This is a genomic window from Thermococcus sp. JdF3 (assembly GCF_012027495.1).
Lineage (GTDB): Archaea > Methanobacteriota_B > Thermococci > Thermococcales > Thermococcaceae > Thermococcus.
The window spans coordinates 318642-340658 of sequence record NZ_SNUK01000002.1; the positions used below are offsets into that span (position 1 = coordinate 318642).

At 56.8% G+C, this 22017-nt stretch carries 24 protein-coding genes; 18 read left to right on the forward strand and 6 right to left on the reverse strand.

What is annotated here, in order from left to right; translation table 11 throughout:
* Positions 1–33 precede the first annotated feature (33 nt).
* Complete coding sequence (locus tag E3E42_RS04320; RefSeq protein WP_167902909.1) at positions 34–1407, forward strand: ATP-binding protein; 1374 nt, start codon at positions 34–36, stop codon at positions 1405–1407.
* On the opposite strand, the gene E3E42_RS04325 is transcribed toward E3E42_RS04320, so the two are convergent.
* The gene (locus tag E3E42_RS04325) at positions 1379–2269 is read right to left on the reverse strand and encodes a dihydrodipicolinate synthase family protein (RefSeq protein ID WP_167902911.1); all 891 of its coding nucleotides are present in this window, start codon (positions 2267–2269) and stop codon (positions 1379–1381) included. The two genes, E3E42_RS04320 and E3E42_RS04325, sit on opposite strands and share 29 nt — an antisense overlap.
* A 94-nt stretch (positions 2270–2363) precedes the next feature.
* Between E3E42_RS04325 and E3E42_RS04330 the strand changes: the two genes are divergently transcribed.
* Complete coding sequence (locus E3E42_RS04330; protein ID WP_167902913.1) at positions 2364–3437, forward strand: ATP-binding protein; 1074 nt, start codon at positions 2364–2366, stop codon at positions 3435–3437.
* 1 nt (position 3438) lies between these two features.
* Here the strand turns inward: E3E42_RS04330 and E3E42_RS04335 are convergent, their stop codons facing one another.
* Positions 3439–5364, reverse strand: coding sequence for an arginine--tRNA ligase (locus tag E3E42_RS04335; RefSeq protein ID WP_167902915.1), 1926 nt, complete (start codon positions 5362–5364; stop codon positions 3439–3441).
* 27 nt (positions 5365–5391) lie between these two features.
* On the opposite strand from E3E42_RS04335, the gene E3E42_RS04340 reads away from it, so the two are divergent.
* The 4 genes from E3E42_RS04340 to E3E42_RS04355 are packed head-to-tail and all read left to right on the forward strand — an operon-like array spanning position 5392 to position 7855.
* The gene (locus E3E42_RS04340) at positions 5392–6240 is read left to right on the forward strand and encodes a hypothetical protein (RefSeq protein WP_167902917.1); all 849 of its coding nucleotides are present in this window, start codon (positions 5392–5394) and stop codon (positions 6238–6240) included.
* Positions 6237–6959 carry a hypothetical protein gene (locus E3E42_RS04345; protein WP_167902919.1) on the forward strand — a complete coding sequence of 241 codons (723 nt, stop codon included), beginning with the start codon at positions 6237–6239 and terminating at the stop codon, positions 6957–6959. The genes E3E42_RS04340 and E3E42_RS04345 overlap by 4 nt, the downstream gene beginning before the upstream one ends.
* A gap of 48 nt (positions 6960–7007) precedes the next feature.
* A complete protein-coding gene (locus E3E42_RS04350; RefSeq protein WP_014012119.1) occupies positions 7008–7286 on the forward strand; it encodes a lipoate protein ligase C-terminal domain-containing protein in 279 nt (92 codons plus the stop codon).
* Positions 7286–7855, forward strand: coding sequence for a stage II sporulation protein M (locus E3E42_RS04355; protein WP_167902921.1), 570 nt, complete (start codon positions 7286–7288; stop codon positions 7853–7855). Before E3E42_RS04350 ends, E3E42_RS04355 begins: the two co-directional genes overlap by 1 nt.
* On the opposite strand, the gene E3E42_RS04360 is transcribed toward E3E42_RS04355, so the two are convergent.
* A complete protein-coding gene (locus E3E42_RS04360) occupies positions 7787–8926 on the reverse strand; it encodes a DUF354 domain-containing protein (RefSeq protein ID WP_167903172.1) in 1140 nt (379 codons plus the stop codon). The genes E3E42_RS04355 and E3E42_RS04360 overlap by 69 nt on opposite strands.
* 283 nt (positions 8927–9209) lie before the next feature.
* Between E3E42_RS04360 and E3E42_RS04365 the strand changes: the two genes are divergently transcribed.
* Entirely contained in the window at positions 9210–10496 is a 1287-nt protein-coding gene (locus E3E42_RS04365) for a UDP-N-acetyl-D-mannosamine dehydrogenase (RefSeq protein ID WP_167902923.1), read from the forward strand.
* Complete coding sequence (wecB, locus tag E3E42_RS04370; RefSeq protein WP_167902925.1) at positions 10493–11626, forward strand: non-hydrolyzing UDP-N-acetylglucosamine 2-epimerase; 1134 nt, start codon at positions 10493–10495, stop codon at positions 11624–11626. The genes E3E42_RS04365 and wecB overlap by 4 nt, the downstream gene beginning before the upstream one ends.
* Here the strand turns inward: wecB and E3E42_RS04375 are convergent.
* The 3 genes from E3E42_RS04375 to E3E42_RS04385 all read right to left on the reverse strand — a co-directional run bounded on the left by E3E42_RS04375 (position 11623) and on the right by E3E42_RS04385 (position 14226).
* Positions 11623–12216, reverse strand: coding sequence for a hypothetical protein (locus E3E42_RS04375; protein WP_167902927.1), 594 nt, complete (start codon positions 12214–12216; stop codon positions 11623–11625). The two genes, wecB and E3E42_RS04375, sit on opposite strands and share 4 nt — an antisense overlap.
* A 106-nt stretch (positions 12217–12322) precedes the next feature.
* Positions 12323–12862, reverse strand: coding sequence for a hypothetical protein (locus tag E3E42_RS04380; RefSeq protein WP_167902929.1), 540 nt, complete (start codon positions 12860–12862; stop codon positions 12323–12325).
* Between the two features lie 104 nt (positions 12863–12966).
* Entirely contained in the window at positions 12967–14226 is a 1260-nt protein-coding gene (locus tag E3E42_RS04385; RefSeq protein ID WP_167902931.1) for a radical SAM protein, read from the reverse strand.
* A 188-nt stretch (positions 14227–14414) separates the two neighbouring features.
* Between E3E42_RS04385 and E3E42_RS04390 the strand changes: the two genes are divergently transcribed.
* From E3E42_RS04390 to E3E42_RS04435, 10 genes are all read left to right on the forward strand, one after another.
* The gene (locus E3E42_RS04390) at positions 14415–14915 is read left to right on the forward strand and encodes a hypothetical protein (protein WP_014788042.1); all 501 of its coding nucleotides are present in this window, start codon (positions 14415–14417) and stop codon (positions 14913–14915) included.
* A gap of 349 nt (positions 14916–15264) precedes the next feature.
* Complete coding sequence (locus E3E42_RS04395) at positions 15265–15795, forward strand: Na+/H+ antiporter subunit E (RefSeq protein WP_167902933.1); 531 nt, start codon at positions 15265–15267, stop codon at positions 15793–15795.
* Positions 15792–16046 (forward strand): monovalent cation/H+ antiporter complex subunit F, encoded by a 255-nt coding sequence (locus E3E42_RS04400; protein ID WP_058938676.1) that lies wholly within the window; start codon positions 15792–15794, stop codon positions 16044–16046. Before E3E42_RS04395 ends, E3E42_RS04400 begins: the two co-directional genes overlap by 4 nt.
* The gene (gene mnhG / locus E3E42_RS04405) at positions 16043–16459 is read left to right on the forward strand and encodes a monovalent cation/H(+) antiporter subunit G (RefSeq protein WP_167902935.1); all 417 of its coding nucleotides are present in this window, start codon (positions 16043–16045) and stop codon (positions 16457–16459) included. The genes E3E42_RS04400 and mnhG overlap by 4 nt, the downstream gene beginning before the upstream one ends.
* Positions 16456–16740, forward strand: coding sequence for a DUF4040 domain-containing protein (locus E3E42_RS04410; RefSeq protein WP_167902937.1), 285 nt, complete (start codon positions 16456–16458; stop codon positions 16738–16740). The genes mnhG and E3E42_RS04410 overlap by 4 nt, the downstream gene beginning before the upstream one ends.
* 2 nt (positions 16741–16742) lie before the next feature.
* A complete protein-coding gene (locus E3E42_RS04415) occupies positions 16743–17450 on the forward strand; it encodes a Na(+)/H(+) antiporter subunit B (RefSeq protein ID WP_167902939.1) in 708 nt (235 codons plus the stop codon).
* Positions 17447–17791: an NADH-quinone oxidoreductase subunit K gene (locus E3E42_RS04420; RefSeq protein ID WP_014012133.1), complete on the forward strand. Its 345-nt coding sequence runs from the start codon at positions 17447–17449 to the stop codon at positions 17789–17791. The genes E3E42_RS04415 and E3E42_RS04420 overlap by 4 nt, the downstream gene beginning before the upstream one ends.
* Positions 17788–19275, forward strand: a complete 1488-nt coding sequence (locus tag E3E42_RS04425) for a proton-conducting transporter membrane subunit (protein ID WP_167902941.1) — start codon at positions 17788–17790, stop codon at positions 19273–19275. Before E3E42_RS04420 ends, E3E42_RS04425 begins: the two co-directional genes overlap by 4 nt.
* Positions 19272–21116, forward strand: coding sequence for a proton-conducting transporter membrane subunit (locus E3E42_RS04430; RefSeq protein ID WP_167902943.1), 1845 nt, complete (start codon positions 19272–19274; stop codon positions 21114–21116). Before E3E42_RS04425 ends, E3E42_RS04430 begins: the two co-directional genes overlap by 4 nt.
* Positions 21117–22010 (forward strand): respiratory chain complex I subunit 1 family protein, encoded by an 894-nt coding sequence (locus E3E42_RS04435; protein WP_167902945.1) that lies wholly within the window; start codon positions 21117–21119, stop codon positions 22008–22010.
* The last annotated feature ends 7 nt before the right edge of the window (positions 22011–22017 follow it).

Genomic DNA, 22017 nt, shown 5'->3' on the forward strand with positions numbered 1-22017 from the left:
ACCGAAATTATTATAATCTGTATGCACAATTTTATGTTGGTGGGTTCATTGTTCGTTGACAGGGAGCGCGAGCTGGAGTTCCTGGAGAGAAAATGGAACGAGCCCGGGGCTCAGCTCATAATCCTTTACGGAAGAAGACGCGTGGGAAAAACGGCCCTGATTAAACGGTTCCTCGAAGGGAAGCCGGGCGTGTATCATCTAGCCACGGCGGACTCGATGGCCGAAAACATCAGGGAGCTCGGCGGGGCCCTCGCGCGTTTCACAGGCAGGGACTACTTCACGGACATCCGCGAGTTCACGAGGCTCCTCCTCAACTTCGGCAGAGAGGTTGGAAGGAAAAGGGTGGCCCTCGTCATTGACGAGTTCCAGTACCTTACGATGCTCGAAAGCGGCGTCTTGAGCAAGATGCAGAAGGCCTGGGATGGGGGGCTGAAGGATACTGGAATTTTCGTAATCCTCTGTGGCTCCTCAGTGGGGATGATGGAGAGAATCCTGGAGTACAAAAGTCCGCTCTACGGCAGAAGAACCGGGCAGTGGAAGGTCTCCCCCTTTGACATCAGAGCCGCGGCCAGGATGCTTCCGGGGAAGGACTTTGAGGACCTTGTAAAGACGTACCTCGTCTTCGGGGGCGTTCCGTTCTACCTGGAGTTCGTGGGGACAAAGACGACGGAGGAGGCCATAAGAGAGCTCGTTCTCCGCAAAGGGGAGGTTCTCTACGAGGAGCCGGAGTTCCTCCTGCGGGAGGAGTTCAGGGAGCCGAGAACATACAAGCTCGTCCTCAAGGGCCTCGCCCTCGGGTACGAGACCCTCGGCGAGCTCTCAGGCTATACGGGCTTGGAAAGAAGTCACCTGTCCAGATACCTGGATATCCTTCAGAGGCTTGACATCGTTGGTTATGAACTGCCCTATGGCAGGAGGAAGCGGGGGAGATACTTCATAAGGGACAACTTCTTCGCCTTCTGGTTCCGCTACGTCTATCCCAACCTCTCAGACCTTGAGCTGGGAAACGTCGAGGAGGTGTGGGAGAGGATTGAGCGGGACATCAACGCCTACTACGGGATGATGTTTGAGAGGCTCGTTAGGGAGGTGCTGTCCCGCAGAATCATCGATTTCGGCCAGAGGAGCGTTCACCGGTGGTGGCACAAGGGCGAGGAGATAGATGCCATAGCCGAGCTGGATGGGGGGCTTCTGTTCGTGGAGGTCAAGTGGAAAAAGCTGAGCGGAAAAGAAGCCAGGAGGATACTGGAGGACCTCAGAAGAAAAGCGGACAGGTTCAATGGAGAGAAAAGGTTTCTCCTGGTGGCAAGGAAAACAGAGGATAAGACCGACGAGATGCTTGACCTGGAGGACCTCAGGACTCTCGTAGAGGGAGACGGACTCAGTCCAACACCCCGGTCACCCCGGTGAGGAGTTTCCTTATATCCTCCTTCACTTCGTCTCCATCCATCACGTACGGAGGCCTGAGAACGGGCTTTATCGAGAATCCCCTGAGCGACATGGCGAGCTTTATCGCAGAACCGAAGGATGAGGCAATGTCGTAAACCCTCGAAAGCCTCGCAAGCCTTCTCGCGTGCTGGAAAGCCTCCTCAAAGCGCTTTTCCTGGAAGGCCTTCCAGAGGGCAAGGTGAACCTCCGGAGCGAAGTTGGCACAGGCCATTATCCCCCCGTCCCCACCCAGAACAAGCGTGTTGAGGAAGTGCTGGTCGAGGCCTGTGAATATCCTGAAGTCCTCCCTTTCGCCCTTCACATCAAGGATTACGTCCCGGACGTGGTTGACGCTGTCAATCGTCTCCTTGACCCCGGCGATGTTCGAATACTCGAGGGCGAGGCGCTTGATTAGGGAAACGCTGAGCCGGTTGGCACAGGACGGGATGTTGTAGAGGATGATCGGGATGTCCGTTTTCTCGGCCACCGTCGAGTAGTGTGCAAAGAGGGCGTCATCATTCAGCGGGCAGTAGTAAGGGGGCGCTATGACGGCGTAATCGGCCCCTATGTCCTGGGCGTGCTTCGTAAGCTCCACGACCTCTGAGGTGCTGGAAGATGCCGTGCCTACGAGGTAGAAGGAAGCGTTGACGAGCTCCCTGCCCCTCTCGGCCAGGAACTTTCTCTCCTCGATGCTGAGGCTCGTGAACTCCCCCGTTGTCGCGTTGATGAATATCCCGTGGACGCCGACCTTCTGGAGGAACTCAAGGTGCTCCTCAAGAGCTGAAACGTCGATGGAGTAGTCCCCGTTGAAGGGCGTCACCAGGGGTACTATAACACCGCGCATGAGACCACCGGAAATGTTTGGGGCAGGAGGTATTTTAGGGTTCCGGGAAGTTTTTAAGTACCGGTACCGATACCTGGTATCGGGGGCGATACCTATGCTCTTCGACCCGAGACCAAAGGAAAGAATAGGGGACATGTTCGATAGGAGACGGGAGTTCAAAGCCATCCTGAGTGGAATGGAGGATTATCCAATCACGCTCATCATTGGAATTCGGCGTGTGGGCAAAAGCTCGCTCCTGAAGGCGACCCTCAATGAGTACGAGGGGATAGGGCTCTACCTAGACGCCCGCAGGCTATACGCGACTGGAAGCGGGAGCATAAGCTCCTCGGTTATGGTTGACGAGCTCCAGCGAATAATCCTCGGGAACGGACGTTTTGGGTTCCTGAGGGGCATCAGCGTGGAAAGAATCAGCCTTGGGGGGATACAGCTCAGGCCTAGGGGCATGACCTTCATCGACGTACTTGAATTCCTGAACGGGCTCGGGGAAAAAACGGGGAAAAGAGTTGTCCTGGCCTTTGATGAGGCCCAGTACCTCAGGTTCTACGGTTCGAAGGGTGGAAAGGACCTGCTCGCGGCTATCGCGTATGCGTATGACTCGCTCCCAAATCTGGCCTTCGTGTTCACGGGCTCAGAGGTCGGCCTGCTCCACGACTTTCTGGGGATAACCGAGTACTCAAGCCCGCTCTACGGCAGGGTGTACGAAGAGGTCGAGGTGAAGCCCTTCAGCCGGGAGCTGTCCGAGGCCTTTTTGAGGCGGGGATTCGAGGAGGTCGGCCTCGACGTCCCGGGGGGAGAAATCAGAAAAGCCGTTGACGAGCTCGACGGGATACCCGGATGGCTGGTCGAGTTCGGCTTCAATTACTGGAAGAAGGGCAACTTTGAAGAGGCCCTGCAGAGCACCATCGCAAAGGCCCGGGCTATGATACGGGAGGAGCTTCGGGAGCTTGAAAGGCGTTCGCCCAGGTACTCGCTGATCCTGCGGGCCCTGGCGATGGGCCTTTCCAGCTGGTCAATGATACGGGACTACTTGGAGGCCAAGGGTGGCCCCATAACGAACGCGAGGCTGAGTCAGCTGCTCAAGAGCCTTGAGAAGATGGGGTGGATAAAGAAGGAAAACGGCGCGTATGAGATAATAGACCCGGTGGTGGAGAGGGTATTGAGGGAGTGAATCACATCTTCTCCGGTGCCTCTATGCCGAGCAGTTCAAGCGCGTTCCTGAGAACCTGCTTTACCGCGAGCACGAGGAGCAGCCTCTCCTCCAGTATTCCCTCCTCCGCCTTGAGCACGGGGTGGTCCATGTAGAACTTGTTGAAGAGCGAGGCGAGCTCGTTGGCGTACCACGGGATGAGGTGCGGCTTAACGTCCCTGCCCGCCTGCTCCACAATCTCCGGGAACTTGGCGAGGAGCTTGATGAGCTCCTTCTCACGGTTGGTGAGCTTCGAGAAGTCAGCCCTCTCCATGAGGACCTCCCAGTCGGTCTCGATGCCACCGTCCGCGGCCTTTCTGAGGATGGACGCACACCGGGCGTGGGCGTACTGGACGTAGGGGGCGCTGTCTCCCTCGAAGTTGAGAACATCGTCCCAGCGGAAGGTTATCACCTTGTCCGGGCTGTACTTAACGAGGTTGTAGCGGACGGCGCCGACTCCGACGGCTTCGGCTATGTGCTCCTTCTCCTCCCCGCTCAGGCCGGGATTCTTCTCCTCCACAAGGGCCCTAGCACGCTGAACGGCCTCGTTGAGAACCTCATCGACGGTAAAGCCAACCCAGGTTCCCTTCCTTCCCGAGAACTTGCCCTCCTCGCGGACAACGTGTTCGTACGCAAGGTGGTGGAAGTTCCCGGCGGAGCCCTCAAAGCCAAGAAGCTGGAGGGCGTACTTGATGGCCATCTGGGGGTGCTTCTGCTCGGCACCGATGACGTTGATGACCACGTCCGCTTTTCCGAACTTTCCGGGCATCGCTCTCCCATCGGGGGCGGTCGTCCAGGTTTCGTGTTCTTCGTTCTCCCACGGCTTGTAGAGCATGTCGGCGGTGACCTTGCCGAACTTCCAGAGGTGATAGGCTATGTCCTTGCCGGTGTAGGTGGCTGTCCCGTCGCTCCTCTTGAGGACGAGGAACGGGTTCTTCATGTCCGGGAAGAGCTTTCTGAGGTCCATCACGAACGCTCCCTTATACTTCCCCTCCTCCGCCCAGAAGAAGTTCTCGTTGGCCTCGATGAGCTCGTAGGCCTCGCCGAAGATACCGCTCCTCATTATGTCGCTCTCCCAGCTGAGGAGGTCGTAGTTTATCTTCATGCGGCCCGTCGTGAGCATCTGCGCCCTGACAACCCTCTCCGCGAGCTTTCTGCCGATTTCCGCTATTTCGTTGTCCCCCTCCTCGAGCCTCTTCATCAGCTCACGAACTTCCCCATCAACCTCGGGGTTCTCTTCTATGCGCCTGTTCACCTCGACGTAGAGGAGTCCCATGACGTGGTCAATGAAGTCCTCCTTGAGGCCCTTCTCCCCCAGCTCGGCTTCGATCCTGTCGAATTCCTCTTTGAGGTTCAGGTAACCCCAGAGAACCTGTGCGAACTGGACGCCGAGGTCGTCTATGTAGTTCTGAACCTCGACGGTGTAGCCGAGCTTCCGCATTATGCGGGCCATCGTGTCGCCGAGGACGGAGTTCCTGGCGTGTCCCATGTGGAGCGGCTTCGTCGGGTTCACGGAAGTGTGCTCGACGATGACCTTCTTCCCATCCCCAAGCGCGCTCTCGCCGTATGCGCTTTTCTTCTCAAGTATCTCGCGGACGAGCTCCCGTCCAAAGGTGCCGTAGTTCAGGTAGAAGTTTATGTAGCCGTTGACCGCCCTGACTTCTGAGATTTCCCCGGGGAGCTTCCCGGCGAGCCTCTCCGCAAGCTCCTCCGCTATGAGCTTTGGCGCCTTCCTGAAGACCCGGGCAAGCTGGAATGAAACCGCCGTTCCAAAGTCGCCGAGCTCGATGTTTGGGGTGTCGTCAAACGTTATCTCCCCGTTCCATTCCTTTCCTGCCTCTTTCAGCATGTCCTCAAGGGTTTCCTGAAGGATGAGCTTCATTTTCTCCTTAACTTCGCCGTATCCCATCTCACACCACCGGTCGTGATTTGGGATATGGACTATAAAGTTTTGCGTGGTGGCGGCGGGGAGATGGAAAACGATAATAACCTGAAGGATTTTCTATTTAGGGGATTTGGTATGAAGAGGGTCGCCGTCCTGCTCGTGATGGTCCTTCTGGTGTCCTCGGCTGGATGCATCGGGGAAAAAGAGCAGGTTGAGACCACAGGAAAGCTGGAAGCCATGACCAAGGAGGCCGAAGCACTGGGGTGGGTCAAAACGGGGGAGGGATACTCCGAAACCTACGAACTTTCGATTCATGGGTTTTCCCTTGTGAAAATTCCCTACAGAATAATGCTCTTCAGAAAACCCACTTATGAGAACAGACGGATGAAAGAGCTGGAGGGACTTTTTGAATTTCTCAACATCAGTGAATCCATGGAAACTCCCGATTTTACCACCATGGCGGTTGGATGGATAGACACGTCAGACGTGCCGGCCAGGAGGGCTTTGGGGGCCTTTCTTGAGAAGGGGATAAAAGACACCCTTGATTCAGAAGTCGCGGAGATGTTGAATAAAATGGGGCTCCCAATAATCTCGGAAGGGGAGTGGAAGGAAAGGGACGGGATGATGCTTAAAAAACTGTACGCAAGATATCCTGTGGGGACGTTCAGGACCCAGTACGGCACCGTTGAGCTGGGGAATGTGAAAGTGGAGATACGTGAATACCTCATCCAATCAACCAGCGGCTATGGCATTGTTATAGTCGCCGTTCCCGAGGACTATCATCGGAGGATCGTGCTGCGTCCCCTCGAGTTCGTTGAGGTCGAGGTCGAGATCGACTGGAACCTCCATGACGGTTCTCTGGTGTCAGACGCGGAGAGCGTGGCAGGGGTGGTTAAATGAGGGCGCTGAAAATCATCGGTGCCATCCTCGCGGTGATGGCGCTGGTTTTCATCCTAACAGTGGCCACAATGGACGAACCCCGAACCCTTGTGCCGTCCACGGCCCCCGACAAATGGAGCCCCGAAGGAACACAGGTGAATGCCATCTCCTACGGCCCTGCAGAGGTGAGGTACACCATAACGGAGTACTCGTACACTGAGTTCGCCCGCGACATGGAAAACCTCTCGCGGCTGGCCGGCGTGAGCGTGTCTCTGAAAGACGGGGTTGTGGGATATGTGGCGGTTGTCGATCTCTCATCGGTTCCATCGACGGTGCTTCCCCTGGTCCGCGGGAAGGTGGAGGAAGAGGTCATGGGGTTCATTGAGGACGAGGTTTTCTCCATGGCGGGGGAACTGGGGCTGGAACTCCAGGAGAGGTACACCTCCGGGAAAGACGTTGTGTGGCGCTTCTCGTTCCCCCTGGAGCTCCCGGGGGTGTTCGGTGGGAACACCACAAAAGAAGAACTGCCTGTGTACGTAAGGGCACGCACAGTGTGGCGCGGAAAGACCCTGGTGGTGGCCCTTGTGGCGTATCCTGACGGCACTCTGGAGGTATCGGGAGGAAAACGCTCCTTCGGAAGCCTGTCGATATCGATAACCGCCAGGGTACATCTGGAATATTCGGACGAGGCTGAGGGCTTTCTCCTGTGGGCGGGCGATGCCGAGCTCGAAGAAACATGACCAACCTTTAAAAACTTCTTCCACCAATTTACTTTGGAGGTGGGTAGAATGAAACATCATGTGGGCGAGCACAAGGCGAAGAAAGGGCTCATAAGGATAGAGTTCGATGAGAGGGACGGCAGGGCCGAGCACGTCAGGATCACGGGAGATTTCTTCATGCATCCGGAGGAGGCGGTCCATGAGCTGGAGCAAAAGCTCGAGGGGCACGGGATCGACGAGCTGGAATCCCTGATGGACGAGTTCTTTGCGATGAGAATGGACATTGAGATGCCCTACGTAAACATCGAGGACTTCAAAATCGCACTCAAAAACGCGCTGAAGGAGTGATGGACGTGCTCGATGTGAAGGTTCCGAGGAGAACCCTGGGGCACCTGCTGCTGGTGTTCCTGCTCTCCGCCCTCGGGGGATACTGGGCGGGGGCCACCAGTCCGGACACGGCCCTTGAGGCAGTTCGGAAGATAATCGAGCAGATCGGGCCGATCTCAGACTCCAGCTTCCACAACTTCGTCAAGATATTCACCAACAACTCGATGGTGGCACTCCTCACCTTCATATCGGGCCTTTTCTTCGGTCTCGGCCCGTGGTTTATAATGGCCTTCAACGGCTTCGTCGTTGGACTGGTGGTGCTTGCGGTTCACAGAATGGGCGGGATGCCGATGGGGCAGATACTCCTCGGTCTGGTGCCCCACGGCATCGTCGAGATACCCGCGATAGCCCTCGCCGGCGTCGCCGGTATCGTCTGGTACAGGGAGATAATCTCCGGAGAAGGTGAGGGTGGAGAAAGGTTCAGAAGGGGGGCAGTTAAGGGCCTGAAGCTTTTCGCCCTGTCAGTTCTGCTCCTTTTCGTCGCGGCCCTCATTGAGGCCTACGTAACTCCCAGGGTTGCGGGCCTCTGAGGCTCCCGCCTCCCCAATCTTCACCGCGCTGAACGTTCCAAACTCTTCGTACGTCTCGATTTCACCGAGTATGACGTCCATGGGGTTCTCAAAGCCGCTCACAATGCTCCTGAGGTAAGCTCTGTAACTTCCGTTCATCTCCATCATGCGCTCGGCCATCATGGCAACCTTCACGGGGTCGGTTGAGTGGAACTTGACGCCCTTCTCGATGAGCCACCGGGTCACTGCGAGCAGTCTGCCGGGGTATGTGGAGATCGTTGGGGTTCCGAGGGCTATGGCCTCACGGTTCATTGTTCCCCCCGCCCCTATCATAAGCCTGGCGTAGTAGAGCAGGCTGAGGCTATCAACGGGCTCCTCCGGCATGATCACGTTGTCAAAGCGCTCAAAGCGCTCCCTCTGCTCAGGAGTCCTGGGGAAGAGAACTATGGGCACCTCTGGGAGGAGGGGTATAACGTCCTCAAGGATGCTCTTTCCGTGTCCGTTGAAGTAGTTGGCCTTCACTGGCTCGGTGCGCATGACGAGGTACTCGTTCCTCCTGACGCCGAGCTTGTTCAAAACCTTCCGGTTGGGAACAAAGCCGTAGAGGTGAGACAGCTCGGAGAAGCCGTTTATCGGTCTCATGCCGTTGGGGTCGGCGCCGCACCTGATCAGCTCATATGCATCTATGGCCTTGGGAAACACCAGGAGCTCAGTGTAGGGGAGTATGAGCTTGTTCTGGCCAACGGCGGTTTCGTTGTCCACGAAGCCTATCGAAGGAATCTGAAGACCAAAGGCGACGCGCGGTGCCTCCGCGGAGTGCTTGTACAGAGCCAGGTCGGGCTTCTCCTCCACTATGAGCTTGCTGAGGCGGTACATCCTCTCGGTACCGGCCACGAGCTTGCCCTCGAGGGTTGCCCCACCGTGCCTTCCGACGACGTAGTAATCGAACCCGTACATGTCGAGGATGCCCGTGAGGCCGTCGAATTCGCGCGTGGTTATTAAAACCTCATGCCCGGCCTTTTCGAGTTCCCTGATTATACCCTTGAAGAAGTGAACGTGAGGAGCGTTCGTGATGTCTATCCATACCTTCATTCTACCCACCATGTTACTGAACAGCTCTGTTCAATATAAGGCTTTCCCAAAAACGGTTGTGAAGCCTTCTTTTCAAAGCTTTATCCGCGCATTTTCAAGCAAAAAAACGTTTAGAACGCTTTCCCTCCATGAAAACGACCCTGACCAAAGGCAAAAATCCTTTAAATATGTCCTGACCCCGTAAAATAGCCTGGAAACCCCTGCATCCCAAGAAACCGGGCCGGAAACCGTTTTCTGGAAAAGGCTTTTATTCATGCGGGGAAAGCGTTGATAGGTGGTATGAATGAGGGACAGGATAGAGAGGAGAACGGCAGAGATAGCTGTCATTGGCCTCGGGTACATCGGCCTCCCAACTGCGATAATGTTCGCCAACGCGGGCTTCAATGTTACCGGATATGAAATAAGGACTGACGTTGTTGAGAGGATAAACTCCGGAAAGGCCCACATAGTCGAGCCGGATATAGACGATCTCCTCAGGAAGGCCATTGAGAGCGGAAAGCTGCGGGCAACGTCGAACCCCGCCGACATCAGAGAAAAGGACGTTTACATAATCTGTGTCCAAACGCCCCTGAGGGAGGACAGGACGCCCAACCTCACATACCTGGAAAGCGCCGTTGAAACCGTCGCAAAGGCGATGAAGCCGGGCGCACTCATCGTTATCGAGAGCACCATTCCCCCGCTCACGACGGTTAGAATGGCCGGGCTCATAGAGGAACTGACCGGATTGAAGCCGGGAAGGGATTTCTACATGGTTCACGCGCCGGAGAGGGTGATGCCGGGCAGGATATTCAAAGAGCTGGTGTACAACTCGCGCATCTTTGGCGGGATAACCCCCGAAAGCGCCGGGCTCGCCGAGAGGCTCTACCGCTCCTTTGTCAAAGGACAGACGTTCAAAACCAGCTCCACCGTCAGTGAGGTCGTCAAGCTCATGGAGAACACGTTCAGGGACGTCAACATCGCCCTAGCGAACGAGTTTGCCTACCTCGCCCACCAGTACGGGATAAACGTCTTCGAGGCCATAGAGCTCGCCAATACCCATCCGCGGGTTAGGATTCACGTTCCGGGAATAGGCGTTGGCGGCCACTGCCTTCCAAAGGACCCCCACCTTCTCGTCTGGCCGGCGAAGGATGATTTTGGCCTCATAAAACTCGCGAGAGAGATAAACGATGGAATGCCGCTCCTCGTCAAGGACCTCCTTTTCGAGGCGCTGAGAACCATCAACCTCCCGCCGGAAAAGGCCGTGGTCGTTGTCCTCGGGCTGGCTTACAAGGGCGACAGCGACGACACCAGGAACTCCCCCGCGTCAGCGTTTATAGGGGCCATCGTGGACGACGTGGCAGAGGTGAGAACGTACGACCCGTTCGTGGAAGGAACCCACAGCAGCATCGAGGAGGCCCTGAGGGGCGCCGATGCCGTGGTCATAGCGACGGATCACACCGCCTTCAGATCCCTCGACTGGGAAACTCTCGGGAAGCTCATGCGGAACCGCGTCCTCATCGACGGCCGCCGCGTGGTCGATGTGCCGCCCGAAGGGTTCGTCTTCAAAGGCGTTGGGAGGGGAGAGTATTGAAGCCCGCCTTTGTATTCGGAACCAGGCCGGAGATAATAAAGCTCGCCCCGGTTATAAGGGCGTTTGAGGGGAGGGGAGTTAAGCCGCTCCTAATACATACCGGACAGCACTACGACTACGAGATGAGCAGGGTCTTCCTGGAGGAGCTCGGGCTTCCGGAGATCGATTACCACCTTGAGGTCGGTTCGGGAACCCAGGCGGAGCAGACGGGAACCGCGATGATTAAGATCGAGAAGGTCCTGATGGATGAGAGGCCAGACGTCGTGCTCGTTCAGGGGGACACCAACACCGTCCTGGCCGGGGCTCTGGCCAGCGTCAAGCTCAAAATCCCAGTTGCCCACGTGGAGGCGGGCCTAAGAAGCTTTGACCGGACGATGCCGGAGGAGATAAACCGCATCCTGGCAGACCACGCGAGCGAGGTTCTCTTTCCCCCAACGGAGGAGGCCCGGAAAAACCTGGAGTGCGAGGGCATAACGGAGAACGTTTACATCGTTGGCAACACCGTCGTTGATGCCGTCCTGCAGAACGCGGAGGTCGCCGAGAGGAAGAGCGACGTCCTGGAAAGGTTCGGCCTGAGGCCAAGGGAGTACGTTCTGATAACAGCCCACCGGGCCGAGAACACCGACAGCAGGGAGAACCTCGAAAGACTCATTGAGATTCTGGAAGGGCTTCCAATAAGGGCAGTCTATCCGATGCATCCCCGCACGAGGGGCAGGCTGGAGGAGTTCGGCCTCTGGGAGAGAATGGCCTCAATAGAGAACCTGACCGTGACAAAGCCCCTCGGCTACCTCGACTTCCTGAAGCTCGAGAGGAACGCCTTCGCGATAATGACCGACTCAGGCGGCGTCCAGGAGGAGGCGATAATCCTAAACGTGCCCTGCCTAACGCTTCGCTACAACACCGAGAGGCCGGAAACCGTCGCCGCGGGCGGCAACGTTCTCGTAGGCCTGGAAAAGGAGCGCGCCCTGGGGCATCTCCAGAAACTCCTGGAGGACAGGGAGTTCTACAGGAAAATGGCCGAGGCAGCGAATCCGTTCGGCGACGGAAAGGCCGGGGAGAGGATAGCGGAAATTCTGCTGGAGCTCCATAAGAGGGGCGAGCTGATGGTTAAGGGCTCAAGGTTTATTTAATCCAAGCCGTTCTCTGTTTTTCCCTCCAATTCAAAACGCTCAGCCTGACGCGCGATAACCTCAGCGGCCCGCCTCATGAGGTAGTCCCGGTAGCCCTTGAAGGCAATGAAGCCCTCGGATTCGTCCGAGACTTCAGCGATGATGTAGGCCTGGAACTGGGCCCTGCCGGTTTTCTCAAAGGACGTCAGGGCCGTTTTCTTATCCGCAGCGTTCCGGTAGTTTATGTAGTGGGTTGGATCGCCGGCGCTGGAGTAGACGGCAACGGCCCTCACGCGTCCCTTCGAGAGAACAGGAGAATAGCTGATGTCGAGCCCCTCGACCCAAACGGCCAGAAACTGACCGTCACACTCCACCGGGGCGGAGAGGATCAGGACCTTGTGTCCTCCGGCCCTCAATTCGTCGGCGACTAAATTTCCAAAAGGAGAATCCGGGTACACACAAAAGCCCTCATTAAAGGTCGCGTTGGCGTCCTTTGAGCCTCCAACCTGAGCGGTTGAATGTGTTTCGGACTTTGCCAGAGCAAAATCGCCGAAGTAGAGCGCGAGAACCAAAACCACCAAAACTACGATGGCGATATATGCCCTCCTCATACACTCCCCCCCAAACGCAATAAAACTCTAAAAATTTAAACTTTTCGAAGTTACAGTTAAACGAACGTGGGTCCTCCACTGGTTACTGAATTGAAGTTATAGGACACTAACGACCGGAGTTTGAAGATAGTGCTTTGCCCAGCATATCTTCGACCGTTCTCGTGAGGTTCTGAGCCCGCTGAAAAGTTTCTTCAAGGGTTCGTGAGAGCTCCTCCCCATTCTGCCCGCCGTGTTCTCCAAAGATGGCGAAGAATCTCTCAATTATCGCTTTAGAAGTCTCCGTAGAGTTTCTAACGACCTTCAGAGTATCGTTGTAAACCCCCAGCGCGTACTTAGAGCTCAGGGAGCTGTTGCCAACGTACCAGTCTGTGGTGTCCAGGAGTTCACGGATCATGGAAGAGTTCAGGTCACTTTCATTGTAGACGCCCCCCTCCAGGGATATTCCCGTCCCACCAGCGGACCGGTTGTACTCATGAACTCGGAGGCCGGGCGTTTTTGCCCCCTCTGCCGGTGAAGTCCGCGTGAATGGAACCTCCCCGTCAAGTCCTTCCAGTGTCTTTGAGAGCGAGCCAAGGGATGAGAGGATACCCGAATACACCATTGCCATTAGAATAAACATAATAATAACCGTCACAATCTTTCTCATAACCCTCACCCCCCACATTAAGTACGGTTCTCCAAATTTAAAAGTTACTGCAGTATTGTTAAAACCCCAAAACATTCCAAAAAATACGATATTTTCAGGAGACCCTAAATCTCCGTGCCAATGTATATGCCGTGCCTCGTTCTGACTATCCGCACCCTCACCATGTCCCCAACCTCGGCTGTGGTGTTGATGACCTCGATGAGGCGGTTCCGGGCCTTCGCGAGCATCTCACCCTTTATCCTCCCCGGGAGGACGACCTCCGCCCTGACTATCTCCCCGGGTCGGAAGGAGAGGGGGATGAACTCGCGCTTCTCCATACCGAAGTGCTTCGGCTTCAGGACGAGCGGCCTCATTCCGGTTTTCTCCTCGAGCCCCCTGAGCCAGGCGTAGAAGTCCTTGAAAGGAACAAGCTTAGCTATTGTGGGGTTCCTGCCGAACTTGTAGGGGATGTAGTTCTGGAAGCCGAGGGCCGGCCAGCGCTTCCCGGCGCCGATTTTCCTCGCGAACTCTATGAAGGCCTCGGCCTCGTCGTCGTTTATGCCGAAGATTATGACCGGAGCGATGAGGACGTCGATTCCAGCGTTCACCATGGCCTCGGCCATGTCCAGAACGTGCCCAAGGTCGTAGTCCTTCCTGCCCATGAGCATCCTCGCCTTGTCCGGATCGAGGGAGTGGAGCGAAAGGTTCACACGGTCAAGGCCGGCCTCCGCCAGCTCCTCGACGAGTTTGTCCGTGAGGAGTGTCCCGTTGCTCTGCATCGAGATTACAGACACGTTCAGGTGCTCCCTGAGCGCCTGGACGAGCTCAACGCGGAAGGGATAGATGAGCGGCTCACCCTGGCCGTCGAGATGGGCCTCGAGGCCCCTCCCCTTTATCCTCGCGACCTCGTCGAACCATTTCATGAGGTAGTCGACGTCAACCACATAGTCGAGCTTCCTTGTCCTCGAATACGGCCCCTCATCAACGGAGCAGAAGACGCAGCTGAGGTTGCAGCCGCTCACGCCGCGAATCTGAATCAGGTTGGTCCCCCTGTCAATCAGGCCGAAGGCGTTGTATCCCAGGAGCGGGACGTCAAGTCCCTCGTGGATATAGAAGACCCTCCTGCTGGTGTAGCGGTTTCTCAGGAGGGCGCCGAGGTTGTTCTGGATGTATATCGAGATGTACTGCTCGATGCCGGGGTAGTCCGTGTCAATGACCATGGCTCCGTTGCGTACCGTGATCTCCGGCTCAACGCGGTACTTCCGCCGTATAATTCTCGCCAGCTCGCCCTTGTCGAAGTCTGCGTAGAGGGTCTCTCTCCAGACCAGCCTGATGCTCTCGCCGGCATCCTCAAAGGTGACGTGGGGAAGGTGAACCTCGATCATGTTCCGGGGTTTGGGACCATTCTTAAAAATCCGACGATGGATAAAACATCCCGACATGAGTGGGCCTCCAGGGGCGTCACTGCCCAAAGGTTTTTAAGGGAAGACCTGTTGGCATCATGCGGGCATGGAAACATTTTAATATTATTGAATTAAACAGTCTAACAGTGGACTAGTGTGGGTGATATGGAATGTGGGGAAAGATCGAGCATTATTTTGATGAATATCCAGTCAGGAAGCAGATAGCCAAGACCCTCCTCAAGTACGGCCTCAAGGTCTCCGATGACCTCAAGATCAAGGCCGGTGATATCGAGGTTCCGTACACCAAGATCGCCAAGGCCCTCGACGTGGATAGACGTGTCGTCAAGGAAACCGTCGGCATGATACTCAAGATACCCGAGCTGAAGGAGATATACACCAACCTCGAGCCGACGGTTCACATGAAGTACGTCGGCAGGCACGTCGGCTACGGCGTCATCGAGATAGAGCCGGAGCCAAGGGCGATAGGAATACTCGCCAAGATAGCCCTCAAGATAGCCGAGCGCGACATCAACATCGTCCAGGTCGTCGCGGAGGACCCGGAGCTCTACCCCGAGGCGACCCTCACGATAATCACCGAGAAGCCCATTCCGGGCGATCTCATCAACGAGCTCTCCAAGCTTGAGGGCGTCAAGAGGATTTCGATATACTGATGGTTCGTTCCCAGCATTCTCCCCTTTCATCATTTTGAATCTGCGATTCCTGTTCCAACCTCCTCCGCCCGGAGCACAGGCATCCAGGACTCACTTTCTAAACGCAATCCCTGCGGTTTCTTCATCCCCCAGATGGAGATGACAAACTGGACATATCGGCTCCTATAAAGCGGTGCTCCATGAAGAACCCCTCTTGTCATCAAAGAACAAATCTGGTGCCCCCATTTTAACCAAAAGTTTTAAACCTTTGTTATTCGCAGGTAAGGTTTATAAGTCAATGTTAAAAACCAAAGATTAGCTTCCCTTAACTCTGTTCGGACATGTCCACCAACCGCTGGAGGTTGATGATATGGGAGAGGCAAGCAAAATAAGCAGATACCTGTACACGGTGATTGTACTGTTCTTGATATGGCTGGCCATAACGGCCAGTCTGGACGTGCAGGAACTTGGATTCGGCCTACTGCTGTCGCTCATAGTCGCGGCATTCACCTACGAGATATTCACCACCAACGGCCTGGCGAACCTCCATCCCAGGAGGATAGCGTACATGATAGCCTACATACCCTACTTCCTGTGGGCGATGATTAAGGCCAACATCGACGTTGCCTACAGGGTTCTACACCCCAAGAGACCCATAAGGCCCGGAATAGTGAAGTGCAGAACCGTTCTCAGCAGCGACGTTGGAAAGCTCGCCCTGGCCAACTCGATAACACTGACCCCAGGAACAATAACCCTCGATGTCGACGACGATGAGTACTTCATCCACTGGATATGGGTTCCCGATGAGGCCCTTGTCGAGAGCGAAGAGGAGCACGTTAAGGCCTCCTCCGAGGGAATAACCGTTCCCTTCGAAAAGTTCCTGAAGGTGATCTTCGGATGATAGGGATAAACATCTACCTCGCCCTGATAGCGATAGCAACGCTGCTCAGCGTGTACAGGGTTTTCAGAGGGCCAACCACGGTTGACAGACTGGTGGCCGTTGACATCATGACCACCATCACCGCTGGACTCATGGTGCTTTTCGCACTCTACTACGAGCGCATGATATTCCTCGACGTGGCCCTGGTCTACGCGATACTCGCCTTCGGTGGAGTCATAGCATTCGCGCGCTACATGGAGGGAGGACTATGAACGCTCTGGCTGCGATAGGGGAAGCCCTCGTCCTCATAGGAACGTTCTTCTACTTGCTGTCAGCCCTGGGTCTCATCAGGATGCCCGACGTGTACAACAGGATGCAGACCTCGACCAAGAGTGCAACCCTTGGAAGCCTCGGTGTCATGGTTGGAGTTGGCATCTGGGCGCTCGGCACCGACTTCGGAAGTGCTGCCTGGCTAACCAAGACCGTGGTCATCGCGGTCTTCCTGCTGCTCACCAACCCGATAAGCGCCCACGCCCTCATAAGGGCCGCCTACAAGAGCGGAATCCCCCTCTGGGAGGGCAGCGTCGTCGATAAGTACCGCGAGCACCTGGAGGCGGGGGAGAAGAAAAAAGCGGAGACTCCCGAGGCCTCTGAAGAAACCCCCGAGGAGGGTGGTGAGGAATGAACTGCATAACCTGCATTGAATACATTATAGTCGGCATCATGATAATCTCCGCTGTGCTCGCCGTCGAGTGGAAGGACCTCCTGGCGGCGGCGGTTGGAATGGCGGCGGTGAGTCTCTTCGCCTCACTGCTGTTCTTCATGCTGCAGGCACCGGACGTGGCGATGACAGAAGCGGCCATAGGCGCGGCGCTCAGCGGTGCGATATTCATCTTCGCCATCAAGAGAACCCAGCGCTTTGAGACCGAGGAAGAGGAGAAGCCCGGCTGGTGGGTGAGGTGGTGAAAATGCTCAAACGTGCGCTCGCGATAATTTCCCTGCTCCTCATAGGCTACTGGATTGCCCAGGGACTCGCCGGAGTTCCCTTCGGGCAGGACAGGATGCTCGTCGCCCAGTACTACCTTGACCACGTTAAGGAACAGACCGGCGCGGTCAACGCCGTCACCGCAATAGTCGTTAACTACCGTGGATTCGATACCCTCGGTGAGGTCACCGTTCTGTTCATAGCCTCAACCGGCGTGGGTGCTCTCCTCTGGAGGAGGAAGAAGCAGAGGACCGCCAAAACCGAGGGCTCGATAGTTCTCACGACCGGAACCAGGCTCCTCGTGCCGTTCGTGATGCTCTTCGGTGCGTACATCTTCATCCACGGACACCTCACCCCTGGAGGAGGATTCCCCGGCGGAGCCACCATAGCGACCGCGTTCCTGCTGCTCTACATGGCGTTCGTCCAGTATGAGATACCCCACAAGGCCTTTGAGAAGGTCGAGGGTGCCGTCGGAGTGAGCTACGTTCTCGTTGGTCTCATAGGCCTTGCCATAGGTGGCTACTTCCTCTACGACTGGATATGGCAGGACTGGGGCTTCGGCGTTGACAACATCGGCAGGCTCCTCAGCGGAGGATTCATCCCCATAATCTACACCATCATCGGCCTCAAGGTCGGCACCGAGCTGAGCGGAATCATCGACAACATGCTCAAGGAGGAGGTGAGCGAATGATTTCAGTCTACTACTTCGGTGCCATCTCCCTCATACTGATAGGCCTCTACGCAGTCCTCGTTAAGAAGAACCTCCTTAAGATGCTCATCGGGCTGAGCATAATGGAGACCGGCGTGAACCTCCTCCTGGTCAGCGTCGGCTACGTTGCCGGAAGGAGCGCGCCCATACTGAGCGAGGGAATCGGGCCGAACCAGGCGGTCGATCCGATTCCCCAGGCGCTGGTTCTCACGGCAATAGTCATAGGCGTTGCCACCACCGCCATGGCCCTTAGCGTCGCCATGATACTCCACGAGAAGTACGGAACCCTTAACGTTGAGGAGATAAGGAGGTTGAGAGGATGAACGGGCAGTACGCTTCACTCCTCATAGCATTGCCCCTCATAGGTGCCTTCTTCGTGCCCCTGATAAAGGGCGCCGGAAAGAAGGCCGTTAAGTACTACCTCATAGCTATCACCGCAGTCCAGACCGGAATAGCGGCCTGGGTCTTCCAGCAGGTCTACTCCACCGGGAAGCCGATAATAGTTATGGCCGGCGCCTGGAGACCGCCCGTTGGAATCAACCTCTACATCGGCCACTTCGCGGCTCTCTTCGTGCTCATCGTTGCCGCGGTCAGCTTCATGATGGCCGTCTTCAGCCTCAGGGCCATCGAGGTCGAGCCGATAGACAAGTACGCCATGCTCTTCCTCCTGCTGATGCTCGGAGCCACCGGCATGATAGCGACGGGAGACATCTTCAACCTCTTCGTCTTCATGGAGATAACGGCCATAAGCGCCTACGCTTTAACCGCCTACAACAAGACTGGCGAAGCCGCGGAGGCCTCAATGAAGTACATTATCCTCGGAGGAATAGGCTCAAGCTTCTTCCTCATCGGCATAGCCCTCATCTACGGCTCGCTCGGAACCCTCAACATGGCCCAGATAGCCCAGCTCGCCGGTAACATGAACGCCACCGTCGCCCAGGTCGGACTGGCGCTTATAGTCTTCGGTTTGGCCGTTGAGGCCGAGCTCTTCCCGCTCAACGCCTGGGCGCCAGATGCATACCAGGCCGCGCCGCACCCGATAACGGCCATGTTCTCGGCCTTCGTCGTCAAGGCGGGCCTCTACGCGATGGCCAGGCTGCTTTACCTCATGCAGGCGGTGGAGAGCTGGGGTTCGGTCCTCAAGCTGCTCATAATAATGGCCACCCTCACCGTCTTCGTCGCCGAGTTCGCGGCACTGAGGCAGAGAAACGTCAAGAGAATGATAGCCTACTCCAGTATAGCCCAGATAGGCCTCATAGCCCTCGCCTTCGCCCTCGGGACCCAGAGCGGCGTCGATGCGGGAGTCTTCCACATGGTGAACCACGCCATAGTCAAGGCCCTCCTGTTCCTCGCCGTCGGGCACGTCGCGGTTACCCTCGGCGGGGCGGAGATGGAGAGGTTCGAGGGGCTTGGGAAGAGAATGCCCCTGACGGCCTTCGCCATAACCATCGGAGCCATAGCCGCCGTTGGAATACCGCTCTTCAACGTCTTCTGGAGCAAGCTCAGAATCCTCCTCGCCGCCATCGGCGCGGACTACGCCTGGGCCGCCGCGGTCGTCCTGACGGCCAGCGTCGTCGAGGCGGTCTATTACTTCAGGCTGATACACACAATGTGGTTCACCGGGGAGGGCGAAAGGATAAACGAGGGACTTGCCGTCAGCCTCATGCTGCTCTTCCTCGCGGCCCTCGTGATAGTCATAGGCGTTTACCCCGACTACGCCTGGAGCATCGCCCAGAAGGCTGGAAATGACATCTTCAATGTGGCCCAGTACATTAAGAACGTTCCACTGATGGGGGTGGGAGCATGATTAACGAGCTGCTTATCATCCTCCTCGCGCCCCTGATTGCCGGTGTCATCGCGTGGGCGCTTGACATCAGGGGTCTCAGGGAGGGAATCGGCATCATCGGTGCCGCCGTACCTCTGGCCATGCTGGCCAAGCTCTACTCGACCGTCCTCAGCGAGCCGGTCGAATACTCGATCACCGTGAACGGGTTCACCCTCCAGTTCCAGCTCAACACCATGAGCTGGTACTTCGCGGTCATCGCTTCGCTCGTCGGCCTGGCAATGGCACTCGGAATGGCCGTGACCTCCAGGAACTCTTACGACTGGCTCTTCGCGCTCATGAGTTACACTGGAGTGCTCGGCGTCTTCCTTAGCCAGGACTTCGTGAGCTTCTTCCTGCTCTGGGAGCTCATGACCTTTGCCAGCTTCATGATGGTGCTCAGGAGGAACAGGCACGAGTCGCTGAAGTACTTCGTTCTCAGCGTCATCGGAGCCTACGCCATGCTCATAGCCATCGGAATGCTCTACGCCAAGACCGGTGCCCTTGACTTTGCGTCCATCAGGCAGGCGCTCTACATGGACGCGGCCATGGGCACCATAACGACCAGGGAGATGGCGGTGATATTCGGCCTCTTCCTGACGGCATTTGGCGTCAAGGCCGGTGCCTTCCCGCTCCACGTCTGGGCGCCGGGAGCCTACAGCGAGACCGACCAGAGCTACACCGCCTTCTTCAGCGGCGCCCTCAGCAAGGCGGGAGCCTACGGTTTCCTCCTGCTCTACATCCTCATGGGCTACAAGCTCTACACCGCCTTCGGAACCTTCCACAACCACCTGGTCTTCGCGTACATAATCGCCTGGATAGGCGCCCTCACCGTCGTGGTAGCCAGCTTCCTGGCCGTGCTTCAGGAGGACATCAGGAAGCTCTTCGCCTACTCCTCCGTTGGCCAGGTCGGCTACATACTGCTCGCTTTCGGCCTCGGAAGCACCCTGGGATTCGCGGGAGGCCTCTTCCACGTGCTCAGCCACGCGGTCTTCAAGGGCCTCTTCTGGCTCGTCACGGCTGCCATAATCCTCCAGACCGGCAAGACCCAGTTCAAGGACATGGGAGGCCTGGCCGAGAAGATGCCGTTCACCTTCGCCATGGGCCTCATAGCGGTGCTGAGCCTTTCGGGAATCCCGCCGATGGCGGGCTTCGCCAGCAAGTGGCTCATCTACGAGGCGGCCATCAGCGCCCACATGCCCCTCGTCGCAGGTGCAATATTCCTCGGAAGCGGCCTGGCCTTTGCCTACGTTGTCAGGTTCCTCTACTCCGTCTGGTTCGGTCAGAGGCCGAGCGACCTTGAGGACGTCAAGGAGGCCCCGCTTCCGCTCCTGATAGCCATGGCCATACTGGCCATCCCGAACCTGCTCTTCGGTGTGGCTCCGGGCCTGGTCACGGAGTACATAAACAAGATGCTCGGTGGAGAGGTCGTCGGCGGCGACTACTACAAGCTTGTTACCCCGACCGGAACCTACAACGCCCTGCTCGTGACGATAGTCCTCATGATAGGCCTCGCCATAGCCGGGCTGATATACCTCTACGGCGCAAAGGTGAGGAAGATAAGCGTGACCAACACCTACCAGTCCGGTAACCCGGTCACCGAGGAGTTCAACCTGAGCATCAGGAAGAACTTCTACATGCCGCTGGCAGAGGCCCTCGACTTCTGGCTCAAGAGGAGCTTCGACAGGTTCTACGAGAGGTTAGCGGGCATGGCTGAGGACTTCGCCGACTCCCTCAGGCAGGCGTTCTACAACGGAAACGTCCAGAGCTACTCATGGTATCTGGTGATAGTGCTCCTTATACTCGCGCTGTGGGGGGTGCTGTGAATGATAGACTGGAAACTCGTGCTTGAAGTCATAGGAATGCTGATATACGCCACCTTCATGGGCTTCATATTCATGGGCATTGAGAGAAAGGCAATGGCCAGGATACAGAGGCGCGTCGGACCTCCGATATACCAGCCGATAATAGACACCCTTAAACTCCTCGGCAAGAAGGAGAGCGTTACCCACGGGTTCATCTACGACTTCGGACCGATATTCGCGCTCGGGGCCAGCATAGCTGCGCTCCTCTTTATCCCCATCGCCAACTTCCAGCTCTTCAGTGCCAACGCAGACCTCATCGTCGTTGCATACCTCCTTGAGGTTCCGATGCTCGGCATAATGCTCGGTGCCATGAGCTCGGGCAACCCGTACTCGGCGGTCGGTGTCCAGCGTGGACTGCTCACCATGGTTGCCATGCAGCTCCCCTATGGTCTGGCGCTGATAGCGCTCATACAGCACTGGGGAACCTTTAAGCTCAGCGAGATAGTGGCCCTCCAGCAGACCCAGGGATGGAGCGTGCTGGTTCCCGCGCTGCTCCTCGCCCTGATAGTCTTCGACATAGTCTTCCAGGCTATGCTCGGCCTTGAGCCCTTCGACATAATCACCGCCCCGGCGGAAATCTCCATGGGTCCGATGGTCGAGTACGGAGGCAAGCACGCGGCACTGCTCTTCACCCAGCACGCGGTACAGCTCTTCGCAGAGACGGCGTTCTTTGCAGTGCTCTTCCTCGGTGGGGCAAGCAACCTGCTCGAGCTGCTGGTCAAGCAGATAGCGGTGCTTTTCATAGCGATATTCGTGGCCAGCATCTACCCGAGGTTCACCATAGACCAGGCGGCCAAGTTCTTCTGGAAGTGGCCGACCATACTGGGAATAATAGCCGTGCTCCTGACGGTGTGAGGTGATG